We start from the raw sequence: 15,837 nt of genomic DNA, 5'->3' as shown, positions 1-15,837 counted from the left end.
CCGCAGAAGAATCCACGCCATGCACCATGTCCAGTCTGTCTGAACCGGACAGCCGTGGGACAAGCCCGGCCATGACGGAGTAACTAACTAGCCAGCTCGCGCGTTGCGAGGTTGGGCTGTTGCCAGCCTAGATCCGCGATCAATCTCACCAGCCCCGCCACGATCACTCGCGCTGAGGCAGCAGCTCGATCACCTGCTCACCGTTCCGGATCGCTGTCGGCAGGTCCTGCGCGACGAGATCGGCAATCCATCGGACCAGCTCGGGAAGAGCTTCGTCCTTCGCCTGCCGGCGGAGTGGGGGCAAGTCGCGCTCGTGCGCTGTGCCCACTTTGATGTTGAGACGCTCATATGGAATGTCGCCGTCCGGCGGCCGATATCGCGCATCGAACAGACGCCGGCCGTGGCTGCGAACGAGGTGGATGCGAATGCCGCCAAGATCTCGTGCGGTCAGCGCGGCCAGGATGACGCTCGGCTTGAGAAGGTACCCATAGCCCTTGGGTATTTTGCCGGTTTCTGAGGTGAACTCCATGTTGTGTCTCTGGCACGTTCGGATATCGCGGTGGCCGCGCTTCGGTGCGGAAGCGATAACATGTAGTCCGTAGGGTGGGCAAAGCGAAGCGTGCCCACCATTCTTTTCTTTTTTGCGGGGCGAGGGTGGGCACGACGCTTCGCGTCTTTGCCCACCCTACGGCTCCGTTGGCCTGGCTTGAGCGGAGCCCGATCACTCCGAATAGCGCTGCTCGGCCCAGGGATCACCGCGGTTGTGATAGCCGCGCACCTCCCAATAGCCGGGTTTGTCGGAGTCGAGAAACTCGATCGCCTTCAGCCACTTTGCGCTCTTCCAGAAATACAGATGCGGCACCACGACCCGCACCGGACCGCCATGCTCTCTGGTGAGCGGCGCGCCGGACCAGCCGTGCGCGAGCAGCGCATCCTCGGCGGCGAAATCCTCCAGCGTCAGATTGGTCGTGTAGCCGTCGTAGGAATGCAGCACGACGAAATCAGCGCCGTCGCGCGGCCGGCAGGCGGCGAGCAGGTCGCGCGTCGCAAGCCCTTCCCATTGATTGTCGTAACGCGACCAGGTCGTCACGCAGTGAATGTCGGATGTGAACTGGCGCTGCTCCTGGGCGCGGAAGGCAGTCCAGTCCCAGAACAGGGGATTTTCCACCGCGCCATAGACATCCAGCCGCCAGCGCTCCGATGTGACCGACGGCGTCAGGCCGAGATCGAGCACCGGCCAGTCGCGGGTCAGGTGCTGGCCCGGCGGCAGGCGCTGGTCGTCGGGCCGCACGATGCGGCCGGTCAGGAACTTGCCTTCGCGCGCCCAGCGCTCCTTGGCTCGGCTCAGCTTGCTCTCGGGCGGCAGCCCGGACTCGTCAGCCATCGGCACCCCTCGTCAGTTCGCCCTGCTCATTCGTGCCTGTGCATCGCCGACGCATGCTTGGTATCGCGCATGGTCGCATAGATGAGCAGCGACAGGAAGATCACGCTGGTGAGATAATAATAGAACCAGGTCTCGTGCCCAATGCTCTTGAAGTAGAGCGCGATCGCCGGCGCGGTGCCACCGAACAGCGAGACGGTGATCGCGTAGGGCAGGCCGACACCGAGCGCACGGACATTGGTCGGAAACAGCTCGGCCTTCACCACCGCGTTGATCGAGGTGTAGCCCGCCGTGAAGATCCAGGCGCCGCAGATCAGCAGGAAGGCCGTGAACGGCTCCTTGGTGCCCTTCAGCACGGTCAGAATCGGGATCGTCGCCAGCGTGCCGGCGACGCCGAAGAAGATCAGCAGCGGCTTGCGGCCGATGCGATCGGAGATCGCCCCATAGAGGGGCTGCAGCACGCAGGCGAACAGCAGCGAGCCGAAGATCACCATCGTGGTCTGGTCCGCTGTCAGGCCGACCGAGAGTTTCACGAAGGTCTGCATGTAGGTGGTGAAGGTGTAGAATGCGGCGGTGCCGCCCGCGGTCAGGCCGACCACCAGCAGGAGCTCCCGCGGATATTTGAACAGCGCGGTGATCGAGCCGGAAGGGCCGACGGTCTTCTTGGCCTCGACGAACGCCTCGGTCTCGTGCAGGTTCCGCCGCATCACCGCGACGAAGATCGCGAGGCCGGCACCGATTGCGAACGGAATGCGCCAGCCCCAGGCCCGCAATTCGTCCGGGGTCAGGAACACCTTCTGCAACAGCAGGAGCACGATGATCGCGGTGAGCTGGCCGCCGATCAGCGTGACGTATTGGAAGCTCGAATAGAAACCGCGATGCCTGGCGTCGGCGACCTCGGACAGATAGGTGGCGCTGGCACCATATTCGCCGCCGAGGCTGAGGCCCTCGATGACGCGGGCGAGCGCCAGGATGATCGGCGCGGCGATGCCGATGGTGGCATAGGTCGGCGTCACCGCAATGATCAGCGAGCCGAAGCACATGCAGAGCACCGAGACCGTCAGCGACAGCCGCCGGCCGTGGTGATCGGCGAGATAGCCGAACAGCCAGCCGCCGAGCGGGCGCATCAGGAAGGTCGCGGCGAACACGACAGCGGCGTTGAGCTGCTCGACCACCGGGTCCTTCGATGGAAAGAAGGCCGGCGCGAAATACAATGCGAACGCCGTATAGGCATAGAAATCGTACCATTCGACCAGGTTGCCGGCCGAGCCGATCAGGATCGCCTTGATGCGGCGCTCGACGTCGGCGAGCGACGTGGTCTCGGTGGCAGGCTCGATCGCCTGGTCTGTCATATCCGATCTCCGGCAAGCGTGATTTGCGGCCCTTCTACGGCAGCCGCAGGGATTGCCAACAGACGATAACGGACATGGGTCCCATGTTCAGCGCATGGAACTCTGCGCCAATCAAAGCAGAACTGCCGCCCCTCATGGAGTCCGCCAACAGACGGGGGTCTTCTCGACCCACGAGGCCCCTGACCAAATCAGCTTTTCGGCGCGCGCGCATCAATCGGGGTCGAGCTGGCTACGCCGAGGACGTCCTCCAGCACTTTGGCGCCGGCGAGCAGCTTGGCATCAGCGCGCGGCCGCGCGATCACCTGCAACCCCACCGGCAGGCCCGACGCGGTGAAGCCGCATGGCAGCGACAGCGCCGGGCAGCAGGCGAGCGTGATCGCGTAGACGATGCCGAGCCACTGCACGTAGTTGTCGAACTTCTGTCCGGCGCATTCGGCGACGTAGCGGTTCTCGACCGGGAAGGGCGGCACGATGGTCGCCGGCGCCAGCAGCAGGTCATAGGTCTCGAAGAACTTGACGGCGCGCGCCGTGATCGCCACGCGCTGCGCCTCGGCGCGGGTGATCTGCGCGACGGTGAGCTTCAGCCCTTCCTCGATGTTCCAGATCACTTCGGGCTTGAGCAGGTCGCGCTTGGTGCGCAGCAGCTCCTGCTTGCTCATCGCGAAGTCGAGCGCGCGCAGCACGTGGAAGCATTCATGCGCCTCGCTGAAGTCCGGATGCGCCTCCTCGACGATGACGCCGAGCTCGGAGAAACGCTGCGCCGCCTTGCGGGTGACCGCGATCACTTCGGGATCGACCGGCGTGATGCCGAGATCGGGCGAATAGGCGACGCGGATCGGCTTCTTGCCGGAGCGGGCGGCGGTGAGGAAGGAGGTCGCGGGCGAGGGCAGCGAGATCGGGTCGGCGGCGTGCTCGCCGCTCATCGCGTCCAGCAGCAGTGCGAGGTCCTCGACATTGCGGGCCATCGGGCCCTGGACGCCGAGATTGCGGTCGATGGCGACGGCCGGCGTATGCGCGACGCGGCCGAAGCTCGGGCGCAGGCCGACGATGCCGCAGAAGCTCGCGGGATTGCGCAGCGAGCCGCCCATGTCCGAGCCGTGCGCCAGCCACGCCATGCCGGTCGCAAGCGCAACCGCTGCGCCGCCCGACGAGCCGGCGGCCGAGCGCGACGTATCCCAGGGATTGCGCGTCGCACCGAACACCTCGTTGAAGGTGTTGGCGCCGGCGCCGAACTCCGGCGTGTTCGACTTGGCGTAGATCACGCCGCCATTGGCTTCGAGATGCTCGACCAGGAGATCGGAGTGTTCCGGAATCCGGTCCTTGAAGATCGGCGAGCCCTGCGTGGTCAGTACGCCCTGGACGTCGGTGAGATCCTTGATCGGCACGGGCATGCCGGCGAGCAGGCCGCGTTCAGAGGCCTTCTTCTGCATCAGCGCCTTGGCGTGATCGCGCGCGCGATCGAAGCACAGCGTCGGCAGCGCATTCACCTTGCCGTCGACGGCTGTGATGCGCGCTTCCAATGCATCGAGGCAATCGAGCGGGGTGACCTCGCCGGCCTTCAACTTGTCGACGACGGCGCAGGCGGTCTCGCGGATCAATCCCTGGTCGGCCAAAGCTTGGTTCTCCTGATTGGAAGCATCCCGGCGCCATGTCGTAGACCATGTTTCGCCGGACGTGGAAAGGTCGCCGCGATCAACCCCACCCTGCACTGATGCCGCCATCGACGGTATAGATCACGCCGGAGGTGTAGCCGGCACGATCGGACGCCAGGAACGCCATCAGGTCGGCGATCTCGCGTGGATGCGCCGGACGCCCGAGCGGCAGGCTCTTCTGGAATTCCGTGTAGCGGCTCTCGTCGCCGAACTGCTGCTTGGCGCGGGTTTTCAGCAAAGTGACGTGCCGGTCGGTGCCGACCGGGCCGGGGTTGATGCCGACAACGCGGATGTTGTCGGCGAGGCTCTTGGAGCCGAGCGCGCGCGTGAAGGCCATCAGCGCGGCGTTTCCGGCGCTGCCGCAGATGTAATTGGCGTCGAACTTCTCGCCGGCCGCGCCGATGTCGTTGATGATGACGCCGCCCCCGCGCGCCTTCATGTCAGCATAGACAAGGCGCGTCAGGTTGATGAAGCCGAACACCTTGAGGTCCCAGGCGTGGCGCCACGCCGCCTCGTCGATCTTGTCGATCGGCCCGCCCGGAATGTCGCCGGCATTGTTGACGAGGATGTCGATGTCCGCGGCCTCCTGCGCGAGCCGCGTGACATCCTCGGATTTGCGCAGGTCGACCACATGCGCGGCCGCATCGATCTGGTGCTTCGACCGGAGCTGCTCGGCCAGCGCCGACAGCCGGTCGCCGCTGCGCGCCGCGAGCCGGACGTGGCAGCCTTCCTCGGCAAAGGCCTCGGCCGCCGCGGCGCCGATGCCCTTGGAGGCGCCGGTGATGAGAACGCGCTTGCCGCGCAAATGAAGGTCCATGAAGGCTCTCGCTGAATTCTGGAGGAGACCGGATTGTCTTGTGCGATTGTCTTGCGCGTCAGCCATGCGGTCAATCTTGCACCGCAGCGTTGCGCTTCCCGGTCGTTTGGTCCATTCAGGCGATCGACGATTTCAGCCGGAACACGGCGCAACACGCAAGGATCCGCTCGATGAGCAAGAAGCCCTATCGCATCGCAGTCATTCCCGGCGACGGCATCGGCAAGGAGGTCATGCCCGAGGGCATTCGCGTGATCGAGGCGGCCGCCAAGAAGCACGGCGTCGCGGTGCAGTTCGATCATTTCGACTTCTCGAGCTACGACTATTACGAGAAGCACGGCCAGATGATGCCGGACGACTGGAAGACGCAGATCGGCAGCCATGACGCGATCTATTTCGGTGCCGTCGGCTGGCCGGCCAAGATCGCCGACCACGTCTCGCTGTGGGGCTCGCTGATCAAGTTCCGCCGCGAGTTCGATCAGTATGTGAATCTGCGTCCCGTGCGACTGATGCCAGGCGTGCCGTGCCCGCTGGCGAACCGCAAGCCGGGCGACATCGATTTCTGGGTGGTGCGCGAGAACACGGAAGGCGAGTATTCGTCGGTCGGCGGCCGCATGTTTCCTGACACTGACCGCGAGTTCGTCACGCAGCAGACGGTGATGACCCGCACCGGCGTCGACCGCATCCTCAAATTCGCTTTCGAGCTGGCGCAGTCGCGGCCGAAGAAGCACCTGACCTCGGCCACCAAGTCGAACGGCATCTCGATCACGATGCCGTATTGGGACGAGCGCGTCGAGGCGATGGCCAGGAACTATCCGGGCGTGAAGTGGGACAAGTACCACATCGACATCCTCACCGCGAATTTCGTGCTGCATCCGGACTGGTTCGACGTCGTCGTCGGCTCCAATCTGTTCGGCGACATCCTGTCCGATCTGGGACCTGCCTGCACCGGCACCATCGGCATCGCGCCGTCGGGCAACATCAATCCGGAGCGCAACTTCCCGTCGGTGTTCGAGCCGGTGCACGGCTCGGCGCCTGATATCGCGGGGCAGGGGATCGCCAACCCGATCGGCATGATCTGGTCGGGCGCGATGATGCTGGAGCATCTCGGCGAGAAGACCGCGGCGCAGTCGATCGTCGGCGCGATCGAGCGCACGCTGGCGGAGCGGACGCTGCGGACGCGGGATCTCGGCGGCAATGCTGATACCGAGGCGTGCGGCAAGGCCGTTGCGGAGATGGTGGATTAGTCGGTAGGGCGGGTTAGCGCAGCGTAACCCGCCGGCTTCTTTACCGCTGGGCGATGGCGGATTACGCTGCGCTAATCCGCCCTACGACGGTGGTGGTTTAGGCGACCGCTCGGGCAACAACGTCATTGCGAGGAGCGTAGCGACGAAGCAATCCAGAGTCTTCGCGGGACTCTGGATTGCTTCGCTGCGCTCGCAATGACGGAGATGGGAGCGTGGGCTACGGCTTCGCTACTCTGCGGCAGTGCTCCCACGCGGCGTGGATCAGGTTCTCGCTCGCCTCGGGCGTGCGGAAGGCGGAGTGCGCGGACAGTGTCACGTTGGGGATCGTGGTCAGCACGTGACCGGCGGGCAGCGGCTCGGTATTGAAGACGTCGAGGCCGGCGTGGCGGATGTGGCCGGAGCGGAGGGCGTCGATCATCGCGGTCTCGTCGATGATTGCCGCGCGGGCGGTGTTGACGAAGATCACGCCGGGGCGCATCTGCGCGATGCGCTCGCGCGACAGGAAGCCGCGGGTCTCGTCGTTGAGCAGGAGATGTAGCGAGACGACGTGGCTGTTCTGGAGCAGCGTCTCGAGTTCGACGAACTCCACACCGGGATGGCTCTTCGGCGAGCGGTTCCAGGCGATCACCTTCATGCCGCTGCCCGACGCGATGCGCGCGACCTCGGCGGCGATGCCGCCGAAGCCGATCAGGCCGAGCGTCTTGCCGGTGAGCTGCATGCCGTCGTCACGCAGCCAGTTGCCGGCGCGCATCTCGCGGTCCATCTGTGCGATGCCGCGGGCAGAGGCCCACATCAGCGCGATGGCGGCTTCGGCAACCGCGGTGTCGCCGTAGCCCTTGATCAGATGCACGGTGATGCCGAGCTCCGCGAGCTCCTCCGGGTTCATGTAGCTGCGTGCGCCGGTGCCCAGGAAGACGACGTGCTTGAGCCCCTTGCAGTGCCTCGCGACGTCGGTCGGGAGCGCGGTGTGATCGACCACGCCGATCTCGGCGCCGTCGAGGATCGCCGGCCAGTCCTCCGGCTTGATGTCGGGGTCGAGATGCACGCGCATCCCGGGATCGCCTGGCTGGCGCTGCCGCTCGAAGATCTCGGCAAGCGAGTCGTTGGCGTCGATGAAAACTCCGCGCACGTGGTGGTCTCCTAGATGAGGTGTCATAACTGGCGCGCGGACCCAGGTGTGCTCCCTCCCCCCTTGTGGGGGAGGGCTGGGGAGGGGGGTGGCTCCGGGCGAGATTGCCCGTGGGGACCCCCACCCCGACCCCTCCCCGCAAGGGGGAGGGGAGTCCAGTTTGCCCGCGCGATCGAGAGCTGTACTCGATCAATGATAGTTGGAAGACGTCAGAACTAACAACCCGTCACGACGCCACGCCGGCCAGCGATAGCACCGTGTGCAACAGCACATTCGCTCCTGCCGCGCAGTCGGATTGCGTCGCGTCCTCGAGCTCGTTGTGGCTGATGCCGTCCTTGCAGGGGACGAACACCATCGCGGCCGGCATGATGGTGTTGAGGTTGCAGGCGTCGTGGCCGGCGCCGGAGGTGATGCGGCGGTGCGCATAGCCGAGGGTGCCGGCGGCGCGTTCGACGGCATCGACCAGCTTGGGATCGAAATGCGTCGGCGGCTTGCGCCAGACCTGGTCGATCGCGATCTCGACCTTGCGCTTCTTCGCAATCTCGCCCGCAGCCGCGCGCAGGCTGGCATCGAGTGCCTCCAAGGTGTCGGCATTGGCGCTGCGGCAATCGATGGTGAAGGCGATCTCGCCGGGGATGACGTTGCGCGAGGGATTGGCGATCATCGCTTCGCCGATGGTGGCGACCGCGTTCGGCCCGAGCCTGATCGCGATCTGCTCCAGGGTCAGCGCGAACTCCGACAGCGCCAGCAGTGCGTCGCGGCGCAGCGGCATCGGGGTCGAGCCGGCGTGGCTCTCGAAGCCCGTGACCTTGCCGTCGTACCAGAACACGCCCTGGCCGTGATCGACCACGCCGATGGTCTTGTTCTCGGCCTCCAGGATCGGGCCCTGCTCGATATGCAGCTCGACGAAGCCGGAGAATTTCTGCGTGCCGACCTTGGCCGCGCCGCGATAGCCGATGCCGTCCAGCGCTTGGCCGACCGTCGTGCCGTCGGCATCCTTGCGCGACAAGATGTCCTCGACGGTGAAATCGCCGACATAGGCGGCGGAGGCCATCATCGCCGGCGCGAAGCGCGAGCCTTCCTCGTTGGTCCAGTTGACGATGCACAGCGGCGCATCGGTCTCGATGCCGGCGTCGTTGAGCGTGCGGATCACCTCGAGCGCGCCGAGCGTGCCGAGAATGCCGTCGAACTTGCCGCCGGTCGGCTGGGTGTCCAGATGCGAGCCGAGGCCGACAGGGGCCTTCGACATGTCACGCCCCTTGCGCAGGGCGAACATCGAGCCGAGCGTGTCGACATGCACCTCGAGCCCGGCCTCCTCGCAAGCCTTGCGAAACCAGTCGCGGACCTGCTTGTCCTCCTGGCTCAGGGTCAGCCGGCGCACGCCGCCCTTCGGCGTGGCGCCGAACCTGGCGGTCTCGTGGATGCTGTCCCAGAGGCGGGCGGAATCGATCTGCAGATTGGTGACGGCGCGGCTCATGCTTGAATTCCCTGTACTCCGGCATCCTGTCCATCGCCCGCCGCGGCGAGCGCGTCAACCGATGCGGAGGGATGGCTGGCCGTCTGCGCCGTCCGGGCTGCGAGCTCGGCGACGCGCTCGATCGCGACCATCTCGGGAGATGACAGCCAGCTCGCGGTGAAGGTCAGCGGCGGAATCCGCAAGTCCGTCTTCAGCTCCTGCAGCCGGCCGCGCTCGATCTCATGCGCGACGATCGCCGCGGGAATGACGGCGACGCCGAGGCCCTCGACCGCCATGTGGATCACGGTTGCCAGCGAGGCGCTGGCGTGCAGCCGCATCGGCGGCAGATGCGGGCGGTTGAACAGCGAGCGCACATTGTCATAGGGCTGGGTGTTGCGCGGGAAGGTGATGATCGGGAAGCGCGCCATCTGCTCGGCGGTGACCACGCCCGTGCCGAAGCCGAGGGCAGGGCTCGCCAGGAAGCTGATCGGATAGTCGCACAGCACGCGGCTGCGGATGCCGGACTCGGACGGCGCGCCCAGTGCGAAGGCGAGCTCGATCTCCTGCGCGAGCAGGCGCGCGTGCAGGTTCGGCGTGACGTCGACCTCGATCTCCAGCGACAGGTTCGGATAGCTCTCGTTGACGCTCTTGATCAGCCGCGGCAGCCAGTCGTGCACGATGGTCTCGGCCACGCCGAGCCGGAGCACGCCGCGCATCGCCGAGCGGTCGCCGACCTCGGCCAGCATTTCCGCGCGCAGGCCGATCAGCTTCTCGGCATAGACCAGCATCTGCCGTCCGCTGGCCGTCGGCGACGCCACGCGATGATCGCGGTTGAGCAGCTTGACGCCGAGCTCGCGCTCGAGCTGGGCGATGCGCTGGGAGATGGCCGGCTGGGTGGTGTTCAGGCGCTGCGCCGCGCCGCGGAAGCTGCCGAGCTTCACCACCCAGAGAAAGGTCTCGATGGAACGGAAATCCAACATCGCGCCCCGCTCGGATCAATTTGTTTTATCGATCCTGATTAAAAACGAAGATTAGACTTTATAGCATGGCTGATGTTCAGTGAGTTTGTCGAGATATTAGGCAAGTGGCACAAATGACTGTTTCTGCGGCATTGCAGCAATCAGCGGGCGAGACAGACCTTCTCCCGAGCCATCAGGCCCGCCTGGACTATCGCACCGGCAAGGGCTGGAGCACCGCCGGCGTCGCCAATGGCTTCGTGCAGGGCAATCTGGCGATCCTGCCCGAGCAGTACGCCGGCGCCTTCCACCGGTTCTGCCAGCTCAATCCGAAGCCGTGCCCGATCATCGGCATGTCCGATCCGGGCAATCCTCATATTCCGGCACTCGGCGCCGATCTCGACATCCGCACCGACGTGCCGCGCTACCGCGTCTGGCGCGAGGGCGAGATGGTGGAGGAGCCGACCGACCTGATGTCGCATTGGCGCGACGACCTCGTCACCTTCGTGCTGGGCTGCTCGTTCTCCTTCGAGGAAGCGCTGATGGCCGACGACCTGCCGATCCGCCATATCGAGCAGGGCTGTCGCGTGCCGATGTATCGCACCAACATTGCCTGCACGCCGTCCGGGCCGTTTGCGGGACCGATGGTGGTGTCGATGCGTCCGTTCAAGCCGGCGCAGGCGATCCGCGCCGTGCAGATCACGACGCGCTTTCCGGCCGTGCACGGCGCGCCGGTGCATCTCGGTCTTCCCGAACAGATCGGCATCGCCGATATCAACAAGCCGGACTACGGCGATCCGGTGCCGGTCGGCTCAGACGAAATTCCCGTTTTCTGGGCCTGCGGGGTGACGCCGCAGGCGGTCATCGCCGCGGCCAAGCTGCCCTTCGCCATCACCCACGCGCCGGGGCTGATGCTGATCACCGATCTCAGGAACAAGGATCTCGCCGTCCTCTAATCAGGCAGCCTTTAATCAGGCAGTCTTGCTGCTTATTGAGCCTTTACCACCGATCTCAACCGCTTCATCGATGCGCTTTCATCAGAGGATCTTGCCATGACCATCACGCGCCGAAACGTCCTGCTTGGAGCCACCGCTGCCGCCGCGCTCGGCCCGATCGCCGCCCGCGCCCAGACCTCGGAAGTGAAGATCGGCGTCATCTATCCGTTCTCGGGCGCCAGCGCGCAGATCGGCGTCGACGCGCAGCGCGCGTTCGAGACGGCGGCCGAGATCATCAACGGCAAGTATGATTACGACCTGCCGCTCGCGCGCACCGAAGGGCTGCCGGGCCTCGGTGGCGCCAAGATCAAGCTGGTGTTCGCCGACCACCAGGCCGACCCGCAGAAGGGCCGCGCCGAGGCCGAGCGCCTGATCACCCAGGAGAAGGTCGCCGCCGTCATCGGGTCCTATCAGAGCGCCGTCGCTGTCACAGCGAGCCAGATCTGCGAGCGCTACCAGATCCCGTATCTCTCCGCCGACAATTCCTCGCCGAGCCTGCATCGCCGCGGCCTGAAGTATTATTTCCGCGCCGCGCCGCATGACGAGATGTTCTCGCAGGCGATGTTCGATTTCTTCGACATGATGAAGAAGAAGGGCACCAAGATCGACACGCTCGCGCTGTTCCACGAGGACACCATCTTCGGCACCGATTCGAGCAACGCCCAGCTCAAGCTCGCCCAGGAGCGCGGCTACAAGGTCGTCGCGGACATCAAGTACCGCGCCAACTCGCCGTCGCTGTCGGCCGAGGTGCAGCAGCTGAAGGCCGCCAACGCCGACGTGCTGATGCCGTCGAGCTACACCACCGACGGCATCCTGCTGGTCAAGACCATGGCCGAGCTCGGCTACAAGCCAAATGCGATCGTGGCCCAGGACGCCGGCTTCTCGGAGAAGGCGCTGTATGACGCGGTCGGCGACAAGCTCGAAGGCGTGATCTCGCGCGGCTCGTTCTCGCTCGACCTCGCCGCCAAGCGGCCGATGGTCGGCAAGATCAACGACATGTTCAAGGCGAAGTCGGGCAAGGACTTCAACGACTACTCGTCGCGCCAGTTCATGGGCCTGATCGTGATGGCGGATGCCATCAACCGCGCCAAGTCCACCGACGGCGAGAAGATCCGCGACGCGCTCGCCGCCACCGACATGCCGGGCGAGGCGACCATCATGCCGTGGAAGCGGGTGAAGTTCGACGAGAACGGCCAGAACAACGACGCCGATCCGGTGCTGCTGCAATATGTCGGCGGCAAGTTCGTCACGATCTTCCCGACACAGGCCGCGGTGGCGGAAGCCAGCTGGCCGATGAAGTAATCAACTCGGATGTCGTCCCGGGCAAGCCGCGATGCGCGCCAGCGCGTGGCGGCGCCGACCTGGGACCCATACGCCGAGGCCGTGGTTGGACGATGATCGGCTGTCGTCGTGCCCCACACAAACAGTGGTGGTTATGGGTCCTGGCGTTCGCCAGGACGACACCCCGAGTCACATCGAGAGTGGGGCAAGATCTGTGACAGCAGAAACAATCATCCAAAGTCTCGCCAGCGGCCTGTTGATGGGCCTGCTCTATGGCCTGATCGCCGTGGGACTGGCGCTCATCTTCGGCCTGATGGACGTCGTGAATTTCGCCCATGGCGAGTTCCTGATGATCGCGATGTATGCGAGCTTCTTCCTGTTCGCCTATTTCGCGCTCGATCCGCTGCTGGCGGCGCCGCTGGTCGCAGCCGCCCTGTTCGTGTTCGGGGCGGTGGTCTATCTGCTGATCGTCAGATTTGCGGTCAGGGCCAAGGCCAACACCGGCATGGTGCAGATCTTCTCCACCTTCGGCTTGGCCGTGCTGATGCGCGGCGTCGCGCAGTATTTCTTCACCCCGGACTATCGCAGCATTCCGCACTCCTGGCTCGGCGGCAAGACGATCTCGATCGCCGGCATCTATCTGCCGCAGCCGCAACTGGTCGGCGCGCTGATCGCGATCGCGGCCTTCGCCGGGCTGTATTTCTTCATCCACCGCACCGATTTCGGCCGCGCGCTTGAGGCGACCCGGGAGGATGCCGGCGCGGTGGCGCTGGTCGGCATCGACAAGAACAAGGTGTTCGCGCTCGGCTGGGGCCTGGGCGCGGCGCTGGTCGGACTCGCGGGTGCGGTCATGTCGATCTTCTTCTATGTCTTCCCCGACGTCGGCGCGTCGTTCGCGACCATCGCCTATGTCACGGTGGCGCTCGGCGGCTTCGGCAGCGTGTTCGGCGCGTTCGCCGGCGGCATCGTCGTCGGTCTGGTCGAGGCCATGACCACCTTGATCCTGCCGCCGTCGCTGAAGACCGTCGGCATCTACGGCGTCTATCTCCTCGTCGTCTTCATTCGCCCGCGCGGCCTGTTCGGATCGATCTGATGGACAAGGCATTCATCCAACGTCGCCGGCGCGATCTCGTCCTCGCCGCGTTCCTTGCGGCGATCGCCGCAGCCGTGCCGTTCTTCGTCAAGGACGTCTACGTCCAGAACATCATGGTGCTGACCCTGATGTATGCGGCGCTGTCGCAGAGCTGGAACATCCTGTCTGGTTATTGCGGCCAGATCTCGCTCGGGCACGCGCTGTACTTCGGCCTCGGCGCTTACACGACCGCGATCCTGTTCACCAAGTTCGGCGTGCTGCCCTGGTTCGGCATGCTCGCCGGCGGTCTGATCTCCGCCGTCATCGCGATGGCGCTCGGCTATCCCTGCTTCCGGCTCGGCGGCCATTACTTCGTCATCGCCACCATCGTCATCGCCGAGATCACGCTGCTCTTGTTCCAGAACTGGGATTTTGCGGGGGCCGCGCTCGGCATCGACATTCCCGTGCGGCGCGACTCCTGGCTGACGTTCCAGTTCACCCGCTCCAAGCTGCCATACTTCTACTTCGCGCTCGCGCTCGCCTGCGTCGCCTGGTTCGTCACCTGGTGGCTGGAGGATTCCAAATGGGGCTATTGGTGGCGCGCGGTGAAGGACAATCCGCTCGCGGCCGAGAGCCTTGGCGTCGACGTGTTCAACTCCAAGATGGGTGCGGCGGCCGTGTCGGCCTTCCTGGTCGCGATCGGCGGCAGCTTCTACGCGCAGTTCGTGTCCTACATCGATCCCGAAAGCGTGATGGGCTTCCAGTTCTCGCTGCTGATGGCGCTGCCCGCCGTGCTCGGCGGCATCGGTACCCTCTGGGGCCCGATGCTCGGCGCCGTCATCCTGATCCCGCTGACCGAGCTGACGCGCTCCTATATCGGCGGCTCCGGCCGCGGCGTCGACCTGATCGTCTATGGCGGCCTGATCATCGCGATCTCGCTCGCCCGGCCGCAAGGACTCGTCAGCCTGTTCTCCCGCAAGCCGAAGCGGGGTGCCCAGCCGGTCAGAGAGGCGGTGGCGTCATGACCGCGCTGTTGGAAACGCGCAACATCACCCAGCGCTTCTCGGGACTGACCGCCAATTCGGAAGTCTCGATCTCGGTCGGACGCGGCGAGATCGTCGGCCTGATCGGGCCGAACGGCGCCGGCAAGTCGACCTTGTTCAACCTGATCGCCGGTGCATTCAAGCCGACCGAAGGCCAGATCATCTTCGACGGCGAGGACGTCACGGCGCTGCCGGCCGCCGAGCGCTGCCAGCGCGGTATCGGCCGCACCTTCCAGGTCGTGAAGAGTTTTGAGAGCATGACGGTGATCGAGAACGTCATCGTCGGCTCCCTGGTGCGCACCACCAATATGCGCGACGCCCGCCGCAAGGCGCATGAGGTGCTGGCGTTCTGCGGGCTCGATGCGCGCGCCGACGTGCTCGCCAGCGACCTCGTGCCCTCGGAGAAGCGGCGGTTGGAGGTGGCGCGCGCGCTCGCGACCGAGCCGAAGCTGCTGCTACTGGACGAGGTGCTGACCGGCCTGACGCCGGTCGAATCCCAGAAGGGCGTCGAGCTCGTGCGCCGCGTGCGCGACACCGGCATCACCGTGCTGATGGTCGAGCATGTCATGGAGATCGTGATGCCGCTGGTCGACCGCGCCATCGTGCTCGACCTCGGCAAGGTGCTGATCGAAGGCAAGCCCAAGGACGTCGTCCGCGATCCCAAAGTCATTTCCGCCTATCTTGGAGACCGCCATGCTGTCGGTGCGTGACGTCACCACCGCCTATCAGGGCCTGGTTGCGATCTCGAATGTCTCGATCGACGTCGAGAAGGGCGAGATCGTCTGCGTCGCCGGCGCCAATGGCGCGGGCAAGTCGACCTTGTTGAAATCCATCGCCGGCGCCGAGCGGCCGCGCGCGGGAAGCGTGACCTTCGACGGCAACCGCATCGACGGCATGGCGCAGCATCTGATCACGGCACGCGGCATCGCCTATGTGCCGGAGAACCGCCGGCTGTTCCCGCGGCTCTCGGTGCGCGACAATCTTCGGCTGGGCAGCTATCTCTATCGCAGCGAAGCCAACCGCGAGGAGCCGCTCGACTTCGTGTTCACACTGTTTCCGCGGCTCTCCGAGCGGCTCGAGCAGCGCGCCGAGACCCTGTCCGGCGGCGAGCAGCAGATGCTGGCGATCGGCCGCGCGCTGATGACCCGGCCGCGGCTCCTGATGCTCGACGAGCCGTCGCAGGGCATCATGCCGAAGCTGGTCGACGAGATCTTCCAGGCGGTGAAGCGCATCCGCGACGCCGGCATGACCGTGCTGATCGTCGAGCAGCGCATGGCCGAGTGCCTCGAGATCGCCGACCGGGCCTACATCCTGCAGACGGGTCGCGTGCTGATGCAGGGTACGGCGGCCGAGATCAGCGGCAACAAGGATGTGCGGAAGGCGTATCTGGGGCTTTGAGGCGACGGCCTCGTCGCGTGGGCAAAGCGGCGTCGTCAGGCGTCGCGTGCCCACCGGCGGT

The 15,837-nt window shown here is 65.5% G+C and carries 15 protein-coding genes; 7 read left to right on the top strand and 8 right to left on the bottom strand.

Annotated features, from left to right (window positions below):
- Window positions 1–163: 163 nt before the first annotated feature.
- The 5 genes from ACQR2C_RS28750 to ACQR2C_RS28730 form a co-directional block, all read right to left on the bottom strand.
- Window positions 164–529, bottom strand: coding sequence for a hypothetical protein (locus ACQR2C_RS28750; RefSeq protein ID WP_315801345.1), 366 nt, complete (start codon window positions 527–529; stop codon window positions 164–166).
- A 192-nt stretch (window positions 530–721) separates the two neighbouring features.
- On the bottom strand, window positions 722–1,384 hold the full coding sequence (locus ACQR2C_RS28745; protein ID WP_434882625.1) for a sulfite oxidase-like oxidoreductase: 663 nt from the start codon (window positions 1,382–1,384) through the stop codon (window positions 722–724).
- 26 nt (window positions 1,385–1,410) lie between these two features.
- Complete coding sequence (locus tag ACQR2C_RS28740; protein ID WP_315801343.1) at window positions 1,411–2,733, bottom strand: MFS transporter; 1,323 nt, start codon at window positions 2,731–2,733, stop codon at window positions 1,411–1,413.
- Window positions 2,734–2,921: 188 nt separating this feature from the next.
- Window positions 2,922–4,346, bottom strand: a complete 1,425-nt coding sequence (locus tag ACQR2C_RS28735) for an amidase (RefSeq protein ID WP_434882624.1) — start codon at window positions 4,344–4,346, stop codon at window positions 2,922–2,924.
- 79 nt (window positions 4,347–4,425) lie between these two features.
- A complete protein-coding gene (locus ACQR2C_RS28730; RefSeq protein ID WP_434882623.1) occupies window positions 4,426–5,202 on the bottom strand; it encodes an SDR family oxidoreductase in 777 nt (258 codons plus the stop codon).
- Between the two features lie 170 nt (window positions 5,203–5,372).
- Between ACQR2C_RS28730 and ACQR2C_RS28725 the strand changes: the two genes are divergently transcribed.
- Complete coding sequence (locus ACQR2C_RS28725) at window positions 5,373–6,446, top strand: tartrate dehydrogenase (RefSeq protein WP_434882622.1); 1,074 nt, start codon at window positions 5,373–5,375, stop codon at window positions 6,444–6,446.
- A 217-nt stretch (window positions 6,447–6,663) separates the two neighbouring features.
- Here ACQR2C_RS28725 and ACQR2C_RS28720 read toward each other — a convergent pair whose 3' ends face one another.
- The 3 genes from ACQR2C_RS28720 to ACQR2C_RS28710 all read right to left on the bottom strand — a co-directional run bounded on the left by ACQR2C_RS28720 (window position 6,664) and on the right by ACQR2C_RS28710 (window position 10,011).
- Window positions 6,664–7,575, bottom strand: coding sequence for an NAD(P)-dependent oxidoreductase (locus tag ACQR2C_RS28720; protein ID WP_434882621.1), 912 nt, complete (start codon window positions 7,573–7,575; stop codon window positions 6,664–6,666).
- 226 nt (window positions 7,576–7,801) lie between these two features.
- Window positions 7,802–9,052, bottom strand: a complete 1,251-nt coding sequence (locus ACQR2C_RS28715; RefSeq protein WP_434882620.1) for a Zn-dependent hydrolase — start codon at window positions 9,050–9,052, stop codon at window positions 7,802–7,804.
- Window positions 9,049–10,011 carry a LysR family transcriptional regulator gene (locus ACQR2C_RS28710; protein WP_434882619.1) on the bottom strand — a complete coding sequence of 321 codons (963 nt, stop codon included), beginning with the start codon at window positions 10,009–10,011 and terminating at the stop codon, window positions 9,049–9,051. Before ACQR2C_RS28710 ends, ACQR2C_RS28715 begins: the two co-directional genes overlap by 4 nt.
- 113 nt (window positions 10,012–10,124) lie before the next feature.
- Here ACQR2C_RS28710 and ACQR2C_RS28705 point away from each other — a divergent pair, with 113 nt between their 5' ends.
- From ACQR2C_RS28705 to ACQR2C_RS28680, 6 genes are all read left to right on the top strand, one after another.
- Complete coding sequence (locus tag ACQR2C_RS28705) at window positions 10,125–10,943, top strand: putative hydro-lyase (RefSeq protein WP_434882618.1); 819 nt, start codon at window positions 10,125–10,127, stop codon at window positions 10,941–10,943.
- Window positions 10,944–11,039: 96 nt separating this feature from the next.
- On the top strand, window positions 11,040–12,284 hold the full coding sequence (locus ACQR2C_RS28700) for an ABC transporter substrate-binding protein (RefSeq protein WP_315801335.1): 1,245 nt from the start codon (window positions 11,040–11,042) through the stop codon (window positions 12,282–12,284).
- Between the two features lie 193 nt (window positions 12,285–12,477).
- Window positions 12,478–13,356: a branched-chain amino acid ABC transporter permease gene (locus tag ACQR2C_RS28695; RefSeq protein ID WP_434882617.1), complete on the top strand. Its 879-nt coding sequence runs from the start codon at window positions 12,478–12,480 to the stop codon at window positions 13,354–13,356.
- Window positions 13,356–14,360 carry a branched-chain amino acid ABC transporter permease gene (locus ACQR2C_RS28690; protein ID WP_434882616.1) on the top strand — a complete coding sequence of 335 codons (1,005 nt, stop codon included), beginning with the start codon at window positions 13,356–13,358 and terminating at the stop codon, window positions 14,358–14,360. The genes ACQR2C_RS28695 and ACQR2C_RS28690 overlap by 1 nt, the downstream gene beginning before the upstream one ends.
- Window positions 14,357–15,088 (top strand): ABC transporter ATP-binding protein, encoded by a 732-nt coding sequence (locus ACQR2C_RS28685; protein WP_316218829.1) that lies wholly within the window; start codon window positions 14,357–14,359, stop codon window positions 15,086–15,088. The genes ACQR2C_RS28690 and ACQR2C_RS28685 overlap by 4 nt, the downstream gene beginning before the upstream one ends.
- The gene (locus tag ACQR2C_RS28680; protein ID WP_434882615.1) at window positions 15,072–15,776 is read left to right on the top strand and encodes an ABC transporter ATP-binding protein; all 705 of its coding nucleotides are present in this window, start codon (window positions 15,072–15,074) and stop codon (window positions 15,774–15,776) included. The genes ACQR2C_RS28685 and ACQR2C_RS28680 overlap by 17 nt, the downstream gene beginning before the upstream one ends.
- The last annotated feature ends 61 nt before the right edge of the window (window positions 15,777–15,837 follow it).

It is taken from the genome of Bradyrhizobium sp. HKCCYLRH3061 (assembly GCF_051168015.1).
GTDB lineage: Bacteria > Pseudomonadota > Alphaproteobacteria > Rhizobiales > Xanthobacteraceae > Bradyrhizobium.
This window is presented reverse-complemented; position numbering and strand designations above follow the sequence as displayed.